Below are 12989 nucleotides of genomic sequence, written 5' to 3' on the forward strand. Positions count from 1 at the left end.
TAATTCTCTGAAAGCATAAATTAAAATTCGCCAGAAGCGAATATTGCTGCATCTATTTTATAAAATGAAACGGTATTTTTATATTTAATGAAAAGTACATTTCATTTTTCGGAACAAATGTTTATACCGATAGTTTTTGTGGTGATCCCCTGTGGCTTGCGGGTTTGCGCAAATGCGTAAACAATCTGAAAAAATAAAAAATAAAGTTGCTTGAACGATTCACCGTTTTTTTCGTTGAGGTAAATATGCAAAGATAATTACGCAAAATTGAGTTTCCTAACCTCGTTCATATATAAGGATTGTTCGATGTCCAACAATGGCTCGTCACCGCTGGTGCTTTGGTATAACCAACTCGGCATGAATGATGTAGACAGAGTTGGGGGCAAAAATGCCTCCCTGGGTGAAATGATTACTAACCTTTCCGGTATGGGTGTTTCCGTACCGAATGGTTTTGCAACGACCGCCGATGCGTTTAACCAGTTTCTGGACCAGAGCGGTGTAAACCAGCGCATTTATGAGCTGCTGGATAAAACGGATATTGACGACGTCACCGAGCTTGCGAAAGCCGGTGCACAGATCCGCCAGTGGATTATCGACACTCCTTTCCAGCCGGAGCTGGAAAATGCCGTTCGCGATGCCTACGCGCAGCTTTCAGCGGACGATGCCCATGCTTCTTTTGCCGTGCGCTCTTCCGCTACCGCAGAAGATATGCCAGATGCGTCATTTGCCGGTCAGCAGGAAACCTTCCTCAACGTCCAGGGATTTGATGCCGTACTGGTTGCTATCAAACACGTATTTGCCTCGCTGTTTAACGACCGCGCGATCTCTTATCGTGTTCACCAGGGCTATGACCATCGTGGCGTGGCGCTCTCCGCTGGCGTCCAGCGGATGGTGCGCTCAGACCTCGCGTCTTCTGGCGTAATGTTCTCCATCGATACCGAATCTGGTTTCGATCAGGTGGTGTTTATCACTTCCGCATGGGGCCTGGGTGAAATGGTCGTGCAGGGTGCCGTTAACCCGGATGAATTCTACGTGCACAAACCGACTCTGGCGGCTGACCGTCCGGCGATCGTCCGTCGCACAATGGGTTCGAAAAAAATCCGCATGGTCTACGCGCCAACCCAGGAACACGGTAAGCAGGTAACGATTGAGGATGTACCGCAGGAACAGCGCGACATTTTCTCCCTGACCAATGCAGAAGTGCAGGAGCTGGCGAAGCAGGCGGTACAGATCGAGAAGCACTACGGTCGTCCGATGGACATCGAATGGGCGAAAGACGGTCATACCGGCAAGCTGTTCATTGTGCAGGCGCGCCCGGAAACCGTGCGTTCTCGCGGCCAGGTCATGGAGCGTTATACGCTGCATGCGCAGGGTAAAATTATTGCTGAAGGTCGTGCTATCGGCCATCGCATTGGCGCTGGCCCGGTCAAAGTCATTCATGACATCAGCGAAATGAACCGTATCGAGCCAGGCGACGTACTGGTTACCGACATGACCGACCCGGACTGGGAACCGATCATGAAGAAAGCGGCGGCGATTGTGACCAACCGTGGCGGTCGTACCTGTCACGCGGCGATCATTGCCCGCGAACTGGGGATCCCGGCCGTGGTAGGCTGTGGCGATGCCACCGAGCGCATGAAAGACGGTGAGAAGGTAACCGTTTCCTGTGCCGAAGGGGATACTGGTTATGTTTACGCTGACATGCTCGACTTTAGCGTGAAGAGCTCAAGCGTGGAGACCATGCCGGATCTGCCGTTGAAGGTGATGATGAACGTCGGTAACCCGGATCGGGCTTTCGACTTCGCCTGCCTGCCAAACGAAGGCGTCGGCCTGGCGCGTCTGGAATTTATCATCAACCGTATGATTGGCGTACACCCGCGTGCGTTGCTGGAGTTCGATGATCAGACGCCTGAGCTGCAAAACGAAATCCGCGGCATGATGAAAGGTTTCGATTCCCCACGTGAATTCTACGTCGGTCGTTTGACGGAAGGGATTGCAACGCTGGGGGCGGCGTTTTATCCGAAACGCGTCATCGTGCGTATGTCGGACTTTAAGTCCAATGAATATGCCAACCTCGTTGGTGGTGAGCGTTATGAGCCGCATGAAGAGAACCCGATGCTGGGCTTCCGCGGGGCGGGCCGCTACGTTGCTGATAGCTTCCGCGACTGCTTCGCGCTGGAATGTGATGCAGTGAAACGTGTCCGTAACGATATGGGCCTGACTAACGTTGAAGTGATGGTACCGTTTGTGCGTACCGTTGCTCAGGCGAAAGCGGTAGTAGAAGAGCTGGCGCGTCAGGGTCTGAAACGCGGTGAGAACGGACTGAAGATCATCATGATGTGTGAGATCCCGTCCAACGCCTTGCTGGCCGAGCAGTTCCTTGAGTACTTTGACGGCTTCTCCATCGGCTCAAACGACATGACGCAGTTAGCGCTGGGTCTGGACCGTGACTCTGGTGTGGTTTCTGAACTGTTTGATGAGCGTAACGACGCGGTGAAAGCGTTGCTGTCGATGGCGATTCGCGCAGCTAAGAAACAGGGTAAATACGTGGGTATTTGCGGTCAGGGACCATCCGACCACGAAGACTTCGCGGCCTGGCTGATGGAAGAGGGTATCGACAGCCTGTCGCTGAACCCGGACACCGTCGTGCAGACCTGGCTGAGCCTGGCTGAACTGAACAAGTAACATCATGCCTTATCCGGCCTATTCAATGTAGGCCGGATAAGACGCAAGAGCGTCGCCATCCGGCATTTTATCCTGCAACGATCTCCACACTCTCCACGTTTAAACGCTGAATAATATCCTGACGCAGCTGGTATTTTCGTATCTTACCGGACGCCGTGCGCGGTAACTTCTCGACAATCACGACATGCTCCGGATATTTATACTTTGCCACCCGTTTGCGGCTAAAAAAGGCCACCACTGATTCCAGCGAGAGTGAGTGATGCGGAGGTTTCAGCACCACGTAAGCGCACGACCGTTCACCTAAGCGTTCGTCCGGCATCGCGACAACGCAGGCATCATGAATGCGTGGGTGCTGCAATAAAATGTCCTCAACTTCGCGACTGCTGATGTTTTCCCCTCCGCGCACAATAATATCTTTTTTTCGTCCGGTGATTTTGATGTATCCCGCGTCGTCCATTCGGCATAAATCGCCACTGTAATACCAGCCGTCCTGATCCAGCGCGCGAGCGGTTAGTTCGGGTTCGTCGAGGTAGCCCATAAAAACATTGGGACCACGCGAGGCCTCTTCACCTTCTACTCCTGCGGGCAGGGTGTTGCGCGCTTCATCGACGACTTTAATTTCGACGCCTGCGGCAGCATAGCCGTCGGTTGTCATCATGCGGGAGGGTGAATCATCGAGATTGACCAGCGCATGCGGCGAGCTCTCCGTAGAACCATAAATACTTAACAATTTAATGCCTCGCTGTTGGCAGTCACGGGCAATCTTTTGCGGAATAGTGGTGCCTCCGCATAAGAAAAAACGCAGTGAGGTGAGATCGCAGGGCCGTTTTTCCATGCTACATAACATGTCGTAGACGAATGGCGTAGCTCCGAGCACGCAGGTACAGCGTTGTTGCTCCAGCAGTTCAAGACAAGCTGTTGGGGTGAAAATATCCAACAATACGCTGCGCGCGCCGATTAAAAACGGCGCGTTAACGCCATGCAGAAAACCGGTAGCGTGTCCAAGTGGAGCGGGCATCAAAAACACATCCTGCCAGGTAAGGTTGAGGCGGGCGCAGTAGGCACGCTCGCTGGCAAGGATGTTGTTGTGGGTTAACATGACGCCTTTCGGCATTCCCTCGGTCCCGGAAGTAAACAGCACGGCAGCCAGTTCATCGGCGTGAACGTTAATCATCTGAGTTAACGGTGGCGCTAAAAGCAACTGGCTGAGCGCCAGCGAGGTTGTTGCTGGCGCCAGTTTATCTACGGCGACAATCTGTTGCAGATGCGGCAACTGGTTTTGTAAGGGGAGGATCAGATCGACCGGTCGGGTCTGCTTAAAAAGCGTTGGTGCGAAAAAAATCTTCGCCTGGCATTTGTTCAGTACCCATACCAACTCCGCTTCGCGCCAGGCAGGCAACAGTGGGACGGAAACCGCTCCGGTTTTCAGGCAGGCCAGATAGATAATGGTAAATTCGCACCAGCCCGGCAACTGAAAGGCAATGCGATCGCCGGGTTGAATACCGCAGGCTAAAAACCAGGTTGCCAGACTGCTGGCAGCACCGTCGAGTGCGGCGTAAGTGTACGAAGCGCCATGATTATCAACCACGGCGATTTTATCCGGCATGGCTCTGGCCGTTTGGCACCAGTAGTCGCTAAGCGAAGCATCTCCCCATAAACCCTGTTTTCGCCAGGCTTCGCGGCGTTCGGCGTTAAACGTTAGTGTGATACTCATGAAGTTATTCCCTGGATGATTTCGGCATACATCTGACCGGATGGCCAGCGGGGCCAATCCGGCGGACAACATGCAAAACCCGCTAGCCGTAGCGGAAATCGACGCCAAATGTTCCGAGCGGATATTCCCATTGTGTGAGGATCGTGTCGCCGCACAGCACCCGGCAGGTGCCGCACTCCAGACAGCCTGCGGAGTCAAAATGAATATTGCCACTCTCATCCTGCTTATACAGTCCGGCGGGGCAGGCTTTCAGCAGCTTGCGAAATTCATTAAGGTCGGGGTGCTCTGCCAGGATGATGTGCGGATGACCTTCATCGACATTAAATTTATTGACGCCCAGTTTGACGTCGACGTTAACGTTATTGTCCTGATTCATAGCGCGGTTGCCCCCATGATGCCGTCTTTCAGTAGGTTCATCAGCCCAACTTTTCTGGCATGGGACATGATCATCTTGCGAACCGGCTGATTTGGGCGTCCGTCAACGGTAAACATATCGCTCATAATATCGGCCACCATGCGGGGATACTGGGTGAACAGGCGCGGGTTTTCCATCAGCGCCGGGATCTTGCGAAAATGCTGCAAATCACGCATCACGCAGCCCTGTTCGAGGGCGCGTTTGTAGTCCATCAGGCTAGTGGCTGAGTAATCCTGACGTTCTTTGGCTGCAATAGCTGTCTTGGCGGCGGCTTCTGCGGAGGCTATCGCCAAATCCATGCCACGCACCGTGTAACCCAGATTCAGACAGAAACCAGCGGCATCGCCGACGATCATCACACCGTCATCAACCAGCTTCGGAACCATTGCCAGTCCACCTTCTGGTACCATATGTGCGGAGTACTCCAGCAGTTCGCCGCCGGCAATCAACGGACGAATTGTCGGGTGTTGCTTAAAGTCTTCCAGCATTTGTGGAATGCTTTTCGTCGCATGGGCAATCTCTCCCAGTCCACACACCAGACCCAAAGAGATGGAGTTCTGGTTGGTATACAGAAATCCTCCGCCCATCAGTCCATCTGACGGCGAGCCTGCAAACAGCCAGGCTGCACCTTCGTTGCCTGCCAGGTTGAATCGATCCGCAATGACCGCCGACGGTAAGCCGATCAGCTCTTTCACGCCAACGGCATAGTGCTGTGCAGAAGAGGGAGGCACCATCCCCAGTGACCGTCCCAGGATAGAATTGACGCCATCGGCAAGGATAACCATATTGGCTTCCAGGATGTCGTCCCCGGCTTGCACGCCGGTGACTTTATTACCTTCGCGGATTAGTGCGTCGACGCGCACGCCGGGAATGAACTGTACGCCAGCCTGTTCCGCTTTTTCCATAAGCCATGGGTCGAGCCTGTTGCGCAAAACTGTCCAGGAATCCTGCGCTGGCGCGTTGTCTTTCTCACGATGGAAGTCGAGGGTAACGGCGCTTTCTTCGGTCAGAAAGGAGATTTTTTCGCGGGTCACTTTACGTTCGAGCGGTGCTTCCTGCGCAAATCCAGGCATGATGCGCTCAAGGCTGTGCGCGTAGAGTCTCCCACCGGTCATATTTTTACTGCCTGCGCTGTTCCCGCGCTCGATGACCAGTACGTCCAGTCCTGCCTGGGCCATAACGTAGCCTGCAATTGTACCCGCTACGCCAGCACCGACCACAATGGCATCAAATTTTTCATCTGACATGCTTTATGCTCCTTTCCCGCCGCGAGGCAGCGGGAGATGTGCGTTAAAGAGGATTAGCGGCTGAGATGTTCGATAAGCGCTGGAACGACTTTGTAGATGTCGCCTACCAGGCCGTAATCGGCGTAATTGAAAATAGGCGCTTTTTTATCTTTGTTGATGGCGACAATGACTTTCGCGCCGTTACCGCCGACCATATGCTGGATTTGTCCTGAGATGCCTAGCGTGAGGTAAAGGTCCGATTTCAATAACACGCCAGAAACGCCAATATAGCGTTCGCGCTCCATCCAGTTTTCGCCTTCAGCAATGGGGCGTGAACAACCCACTTCAGCACCCAGTACGGATGCCAGTTGGTGCACCATTGCCAGGTCGTTTTGCGCAACCAGGCCGCGACCCACACCCACCACGCGTTTGGCTTTGCTGAGATCCACGCTGCTCACGGATTTGGCGCGACGCTCCAGGCACATAATTTCATGGTGCGGTGCGATGTAATTTGCTGAGACAACAGGGCAGTTGTGCGAGGCGTTTTCCGCTACGGGTTCAAGCAGGCCAGGGGCAAGCGTGACGATCGCCAGCGTGCTTTTGATTTTTTCTTTGCCAAATGCCAGCCCACCGTACATACGGTGTTCAGCGAACAGTGTGCCTGCATCAAGCGTTACTGATGTGGCATCGTTCACCATCGCGGCGTTGAGCTGAATGCTTAAGCGCGCGCCAAGGGATTTGGCCCGTTTGGTGGCGGGCATCAATAGCAGTCCGGCGTGTTCATGTATCAGAGCGGCGATGGTTTCGGCATAATTTTCAACACGCTGCAAACCGGAGATTGCTTCGAGCACGACGATTTTATCAGCGCCCAGGGGTTGCAACTGCTTGGCCCGGGCGCTGCCTTGCACAATAAGGTGTACCTGCTCACCCCACTGGCGAGCGCCGGCCATTAATTCTGCATAGCGTTCTACGTTATCGCTGAACACCCAGACGTTGGCTAATTTACTCATGATAATTTCTCTCCGTTGGGCTTAGTTCAGGGCTTTTTTCAGATGTTCAGCCAGTTCGGCAATGGCTTCTGCTGAGTCATTTTCCAGAATGATGTGCTGACGTTCGGTTTGCGGCGGCACGGTGAGACTCACCAGTTCTGCTAACGGTGACGCAGGTATCCAACCAATATCGCTGGCTTGCCACGGAGTGACCGGTTTTTTACCTGCGCCCAGAATCGCTTTCATCGAGGGGATACGCGGTGTGTTGATATCCGACGTCACGCAAAGTACGGCGGGGAGCGGCAGATCAATCACTTCGACTTCATCTTCCAACGTGCGCTCAACCACCAGGCGATCGCCGTTACGTTGGATGCGGCTGACGGCATTAATCACCGGGAGCTGTAATAGTTCACCAACCAGTAAGCCGACCTGCTGCGCGTAGATATCCCCCGATCCTTCACCGAACAACATCAGGTCGACATCCATTTTTTTGGCCGCGCAGGCCAGCGCCTGAGCGGTATCGCGGGGTAATGAGTGCTCCAACTGTGGATCCTGCACCATAAACAAACTGTCCGGCCCGCGGGACAGCACGTCCTTACGCACTTTAGAGTTTTGTAGTAGCGAACCACCCACCGTTAAGGCGACGATTTCATCGCCCTCGGCGCTAAGTTGCGCAGCGGCCTCTATCGCATTTAAATCAAACTGACTGATTTTGGCATCGGCCCGGTCAAAGTTAAGCGAGCGCTGTGGGGTAACAACAACGTCCTGTTCTTCAGGCACCAACTTAAAGCAGGTTATTATTTTCATGGCATCTCCAGTGATTCTCGTGTGGATGATGACGTGGCGCGTCATTATCGACAGTAGGGAAAATTGACTGAAAATAGTGTGCGACAGAGGGGACTGTATTTTCGACGGGACAATCTGTTTTCATTGCCAACAATCTTGCAAAAAAAACGACCCGGGATTACCGGGTTTATCAGCAATAATCAGACGTTGCGTACTGCAGGAAAAAACGGGAAGACAAAGGCAGTGAAAATAAATGCGAAATGCATCATGTTTTTAATCGCTTTTATGCGTGATTTGTTTCTTATATGTAAATTATTAATGCAGGGTTAATAACATTTATTCTTTCTGATTATTATAAAACACAAATAATCAGTGGTGACAATGCACTGGAGCAGCCGGTGTCATCTTGCAGATGGCGCAAATAATTTTGTTTCGCCTGGAAGGAATAACGTTGTATAACGTCATTATCGCTTTTATTTTTTCATATTAATAATTCATAAAATTGCTGCCTTTAGGTGGAGGTTGTCATGTATCAACGCTGCTTTGATAATGCCATGGAGACCCTTTTTGAACAGGGGAAAAACCCGAGGTTTTCGCGATTCGTCATCAGTGATGACCCTAAGTGGGAGTCGGGGCATCATGTTCACGATAATGAAACGGAACTTATTTATGTCAAAAAAGGGGTCGCAAGATTTATTATCGATTCGTCGCTGTATGTCGCGCATGCCGGGGATATCGTGGTGATAGAGCAAGGGCGGCTTCATGCGGTTGCTTCAGATAGCAATGCGCCTGCTACCACATACACCTGTGCGCTCCACGATTTTCGTTTCAACGGTTGGCAGGATAATCAGCTATTACAACTGCACTCGTGTCCGGTCATAAGCGTGACTCAGGGTAAGGAGGTTATTAAGAGTATCTTTAATGAGTTGAGCGTCATGCTGCCCCAGAGCAAAAATAATTTGTCGTCTTCAGCTTACGATGCATTTGCTTATGCACTAACTGTTTTATATTACGAAAATTTTAAAAATGCATATCGTTCAGAGCAAGGTTATATCAAAAAAGATGTTTTAATTAAAGATGTGCTGGTTTATTTGAATAATAACTTCCGCGAAAAAATAACTCTCGATCAGCTCTCCAAAAAATTCCGTGCCAGTGTCAGTTATATCTGTCACGAATTTACTAAAGAGTATCGTATTTCGCCGATAAATTATGTGATTCAGCGACGGATGACTGAGGCAAAATTTGCCCTGACAAATACGGAAGCCTCGTTAGCGGAAATCTCCTGGCGGGTAGGGTATGAAAATGTCGATCACTTTGCCAAACTCTTCCAGCGGCATGTGGGTTGTACACCCAGTGATTATCGTAAGCAGTTTAAAAATAATCTGGCTGAGCAGGAATGCCTGATGCCAGAGGTCTGATTATCCTGGCTTGTGCCGGAAAACGCATTTGCGCTATCCGGCACGTATTACCGCTTACTTGTTCTGATAGTCTTTCAGGATTTGGCGACCAGCGACGTAAATCATAATTTCGTCGGTACCGCCGCCAATACGTTCGCAACGGACATCGCGCCAGAATCGGGAAACGCGAGCTTCATCGGTGTAACCCAACCCGCCCATGATTTGAATGGCGTCATCAATCACTTCCATTGCCGTACGGGCGCAATACAGTTTTGCCAACGCCGCACTGGTCCGCAGTGACTGTTCCTGATCGGCCTGCCAGGCAACTTTCAGCACCATGTTGCGCATGTTTTCGATTTTAATCGCCATCAGCGCCAGTTTTTCCTGGATCATCTGGTTATGGCCAATCGGTTTACCAAATGCGATGCGTTGGTTAGCGTAACGGGCGGCATCTTCAAAGGCGCACTCGGCAAAACCGGTACTGCGTGCAGCGTTGATCAACCGTTCCATTTCAAAGTTGTACATGACGTTAAGGAAACCCATGCCTTCTTCGCCGACCCTATCGCTTTCGTCTACTTCAACGTCATCAAGATAGACTTCGCAGGTGCTGAGCATGTGCCAACCAATCTTATGCAGTGGATTAACCTTAATGCCGGGTTTCTTCGAATCCACCCACCACAGCGTAAAGGCTTTGTTCGGATCTTTCGGCTCCGGATCGCGAGCCAGTACCAGCATATACGGGTACTCTTTCGCACCGGTGATAAAGGTTTTTTGCCCGTTGAGATAGACCTTGCCATTTTTGCGAGTGTAGCTGGTGGTCGCGCTGTTGTTGTCTGAACCCGCTCCCGGCTCGGTTAATGCCAGCGCATAGGCCGGATCGCCCGTTTCCATGGTGCTTTCTGCCGTTTTACGTAACTGCTCGGCGGAGCCAAAACGGCGCATACTGTGGATACACTGACCGTTCGTTATTAAAAAAGCGGGTGCGCCGCATTTGGACACTTCCATCAGCGCCAGCATCTGCGTGACGTAATCTGCCGGGATACCGCCGAACTCTTCCGGAACGCCCAGCATCGAAATACCATTGTCGGCAAGGGCGCGCATAAACTCTTTCGGATAGGTAGCTGTCTGATCGCAGGTACGGAAATATTCTTCCGGGAAATTACTGGTAATCAGTTCCCGAATGCTGGCAAGCAGCAGTTCTTGTTCTTCAGTTAATGAAAAATCCATTAGGGTACTCCTTTTAATTGGCAGCATCGGGTAATACAAAACCCATCGAGGTGTCGATAAATAATCTTTCGTCCATCAGTTTCAGCTCGGGGGAAATAACCGGAGAAAAATCCATTTTGTCCAGAATGTCTTCCTGTAAAGAGACTCCTGGGGCAATCTCGATTAAATGAAGGCCATCTTCTTTTAACGTAAATACAGCGCGCTCGGTGATGTAGCGCACATCAAGCCCTCGCTCGAGGGCAATTTTCCCGCTGAAGGTAACTTCAGGTAATTCATTGACGAATTTTTTTACCCGTCCTTCCTGAACGATATTTAATTTGCCATCGGCAACTTCTGTTTTCAGACTTCCGGCAGTTAATGTGCCGCAAAATATTATTTTCTTCGAGGTGGCGCTGATATCGATAAAACCGCCAGTACCCATGATTTTGCCATTGAATTTATGTACGCCGACGTTGCCGTGGCGATCCACCTCAGCAAAGCTTAAATAGCATACATCCAGCCCGCCACCGTGATAGAAGTCAAACTGAGAGGTCATATCCAGAATTGCGCGAGTGTTGACGTTGGCGCCAAAAGCGATGCCCTGAGAGGTAATACCGCCTATCGGGCCGGTCTCAACCGTCAGAATGAAGTCATCAGCGCAGCCTTCTTCGCGCGCGACGAGACCTATACCATCGGCGATACCCACGCCAACGTTGCCGACCGCGCCTTTACGCATTTCGAACAGGGCGCGGCGAGCCACCAGTTTACGCTGATTGAGCGCCAGAGGCGTTTGTTGGCTGTCATCGAGGACAAAATCGCCCGAGATAAAGCGGTTAACTGGCGCACCGCCGTACAGTTGAGTTTGATCGGGGTCGATGACCACAATATCGACCAGATAGCCCGGGATACGTACCGCTTTCGGGTGCAGGGTGGCTTTCTTCACCATTTTTTGCACCTGCATCATGACGATGCCGCCGTTGTTGTGTACGGCCTGGGCAATCACCAGCGCATCGAGATACATAACTTCATCTTCAAAGGTGGCGTAGCCTTCGCTGTCGCAGGTGGTGGCACGAATAAAGGCGATGTTTGGCGCAATGGCTTTGTAATAGAGGTACTCTTTGTTATCGATTTCCACCAGCTTGATCAGATCGTCGGTGGTCACTTCATTCAGTTTTCCGCCCTGTTGGCGGGGATCGACAAATGTTCCGATACCAATCTCACTCAGAATGCCAGGCTGGTGGGCTGCCGATGCACGCAGGGTCTGGGTTAATACGCCCTGAGGATAGTTGTAGGCGGCGACTTTATTCTGTTCAGCGAGGTCGGAGATTCGTGGTGATTGTCCCCAGTGGCCGCATAATGCCCATTTGACTAAACCTTCCTGTGCCAGCGGGCTAATTCCACGGTCTGCACGGTCACCCAGCCCCGTTGGGCTAATTAATGATAAGTTTCGCGGTGACTGTTCATTTTTATATTTTTCAGCCAGCGCGTTAATTAATGTCGTTGCTTCGAGGATACCTCCGCCTGCGCCTAAAACACAGAGCGTTGCTTCATCAGGAATGTAATTAATGGCTTCAGTTGCGGATAATACGGGTACCCGACCATCAATGCGTTTTGGTCTTAATAATTTCATGTAAACTCCAGATTATATGCGTGCGACAGCCTGTCGCTATATTCGACAATAATAATTTGAGTTATTTAATAATGTTCGGCCAGCTGCCCGATATTCGTGAATGAGCGAATATCTGGGGCAGGGCATTACTGATATTAATATGAATAAATTTTATTATTACGCCTGATGCAATATGGTCAAAACGGTACGTAGATCGGTGACCGAAATTTGCCCAGGGGCAGAGGCTTTTTTCACCGCGCCAAAGGTTGCCGCTGAACCGAAAACCTCACCGGACAGGCGTGAAATCACCCCTGTTTTGGCCATTGACATGGTAATGATCGGCCGATCGGCATAGCGTTCTTGCATTTCCAGCGTGGCGCCAAGCAGGGTCAATACATCCGATGTGTTCTGCGGCATCAGGGCGATTTTAGGAATATCAGCGCCAAGTTCCTGCATTTTACGCAGACGTTGAATAATCTCTTGTGCGGCTGGCGTCTTATGGAAATCATGATTCGACATAATGACGGCGACATTTTTAGCGTGCGCATGTTCGACGGTGGCTTTAACCAACTCATCACCAGTGAAAAGCTCCAGGTCGATCATATCCACCAGACCGCTATCTACTGCCGCACGGTTTAGCTCGATATAGTTTTCAACAGATAGCGCCTGTTCACCACCTTCTTTAGCGCTACGAAAGGTAAACAGCAGCGGTTTGTCAGTCATTACATCGCGGATGGCGCGTGCAGCTTCCAGCACGGCATCTATGGAGGAGATATCGCTGAAATGGTCAACGCGCCATTCCAGAATATCGAAATCCGCTTCGCGATAGGCCAGCGCTTCACTTTTTACCGTTGCGATGTCTTTACCCATCAGCGAGACAATGATCTTCGGCGCACCCTCGCCAATCACGAGGTTTTTTACGGTTACGGTTTTCATCGATTACCCTATTAATAAATTACAAA

Annotated in this window: 10 protein-coding genes; 2 read left to right on the forward strand and 8 right to left on the reverse strand. The window is 51.2% G+C overall.

The window, feature by feature from the left end:
* The first annotated feature begins 306 nt into the window (after positions 1-306).
* Entirely contained in the window at positions 307-2685 is a 2379-nt protein-coding gene (gene ppsA / locus WHR59_RS10835; RefSeq protein WP_043016582.1) for a phosphoenolpyruvate synthase, read from the forward strand.
* A gap of 67 nt (positions 2686-2752) precedes the next feature.
* Here ppsA and fadK read toward each other — a convergent pair whose 3' ends face one another.
* From fadK to WHR59_RS10860, 5 genes are all read right to left on the reverse strand, one after another.
* Positions 2753-4399 carry a medium-chain fatty-acid--CoA ligase gene (fadK, locus tag WHR59_RS10840; protein ID WP_338843984.1) on the reverse strand — a complete coding sequence of 549 codons (1647 nt, stop codon included), beginning with the start codon at positions 4397-4399 and terminating at the stop codon, positions 2753-2755.
* Between the two features lie 82 nt (positions 4400-4481).
* Positions 4482-4775 (reverse strand): ferredoxin, encoded by a 294-nt coding sequence (locus tag WHR59_RS10845; RefSeq protein ID WP_043016580.1) that lies wholly within the window; start codon positions 4773-4775, stop codon positions 4482-4484.
* Entirely contained in the window at positions 4772-6061 is a 1290-nt protein-coding gene (locus tag WHR59_RS10850; RefSeq protein WP_172863093.1) for an FAD-dependent oxidoreductase, read from the reverse strand. Before WHR59_RS10850 ends, WHR59_RS10845 begins: the two co-directional genes overlap by 4 nt.
* A gap of 53 nt (positions 6062-6114) precedes the next feature.
* Positions 6115-7050 (reverse strand): electron transfer flavoprotein subunit alpha, encoded by a 936-nt coding sequence (locus tag WHR59_RS10855; RefSeq protein ID WP_338843985.1) that lies wholly within the window; start codon positions 7048-7050, stop codon positions 6115-6117.
* 21 nt (positions 7051-7071) lie between these two features.
* Entirely contained in the window at positions 7072-7836 is a 765-nt protein-coding gene (locus WHR59_RS10860; RefSeq protein WP_075146072.1) for an electron transfer flavoprotein, read from the reverse strand.
* Between the two features lie 506 nt (positions 7837-8342).
* Here WHR59_RS10860 and WHR59_RS10865 point away from each other — a divergent pair.
* Positions 8343-9233 (forward strand): AraC family transcriptional regulator, encoded by an 891-nt coding sequence (locus WHR59_RS10865; RefSeq protein ID WP_047411666.1) that lies wholly within the window; start codon positions 8343-8345, stop codon positions 9231-9233.
* Between the two features lie 54 nt (positions 9234-9287).
* Here WHR59_RS10865 and WHR59_RS10870 read toward each other — a convergent pair whose 3' ends face one another.
* From WHR59_RS10870 to aroD, 3 genes are all read right to left on the reverse strand, one after another.
* Positions 9288-10439, reverse strand: coding sequence for an acyl-CoA dehydrogenase (locus WHR59_RS10870; protein ID WP_080625098.1), 1152 nt, complete (start codon positions 10437-10439; stop codon positions 9288-9290).
* 13 nt (positions 10440-10452) lie between these two features.
* On the reverse strand, positions 10453-12048 hold the full coding sequence (locus WHR59_RS10875) for an acyl CoA:acetate/3-ketoacid CoA transferase (RefSeq protein ID WP_338843986.1): 1596 nt from the start codon (positions 12046-12048) through the stop codon (positions 10453-10455).
* 156 nt (positions 12049-12204) lie between these two features.
* A complete protein-coding gene (gene aroD / locus WHR59_RS10880) occupies positions 12205-12963 on the reverse strand; it encodes a type I 3-dehydroquinate dehydratase (RefSeq protein WP_338843987.1) in 759 nt (252 codons plus the stop codon).
* Positions 12964-12989 lie beyond the last annotated feature (26 nt).

Origin of the sequence: Citrobacter europaeus (genome assembly GCF_037482245.1) — a bacterium.
GTDB lineage: Bacteria > Pseudomonadota > Gammaproteobacteria > Enterobacterales > Enterobacteriaceae > Citrobacter > Citrobacter europaeus.

Excerpts from the sequence above, each read along its gene's own strand:
- ppsA (WP_043016582.1), top strand. The coding sequence starts at position 307 with ATGTCCAACAATGGCTCGTCACCGCTGGTGCTTTGGTATAACCAACTC.
- fadK (WP_338843984.1), bottom strand. The coding sequence starts at position 4,399 with ATGAGTATCACACTAACGTTTAACGCCGAACGCCGCGAAGCCTGGCGA.
- WHR59_RS10845 (WP_043016580.1), bottom strand. The coding sequence starts at position 4,775 with ATGAATCAGGACAATAACGTTAACGTCGACGTCAAACTGGGCGTCAAT.
- WHR59_RS10850 (WP_172863093.1), bottom strand. The coding sequence starts at position 6,061 with ATGTCAGATGAAAAATTTGATGCCATTGTGGTCGGTGCTGGCGTAGCG.
- WHR59_RS10855 (WP_338843985.1), bottom strand. The coding sequence starts at position 7,050 with ATGAGTAAATTAGCCAACGTCTGGGTGTTCAGCGATAACGTAGAACGC.
- WHR59_RS10860 (WP_075146072.1), bottom strand. The coding sequence starts at position 7,836 with ATGAAAATAATAACCTGCTTTAAGTTGGTGCCTGAAGAACAGGACGTT.
- WHR59_RS10865 (WP_047411666.1), top strand. The coding sequence starts at position 8,343 with ATGTATCAACGCTGCTTTGATAATGCCATGGAGACCCTTTTTGAACAG.
- WHR59_RS10870 (WP_080625098.1), bottom strand. The coding sequence starts at position 10,439 with ATGGATTTTTCATTAACTGAAGAACAAGAACTGCTGCTTGCCAGCATT.
- WHR59_RS10875 (WP_338843986.1), bottom strand. The coding sequence starts at position 12,048 with ATGAAATTATTAAGACCAAAACGCATTGATGGTCGGGTACCCGTATTA.
- aroD (WP_338843987.1), bottom strand. The coding sequence starts at position 12,963 with ATGAAAACCGTAACCGTAAAAAACCTCGTGATTGGCGAGGGTGCGCCG.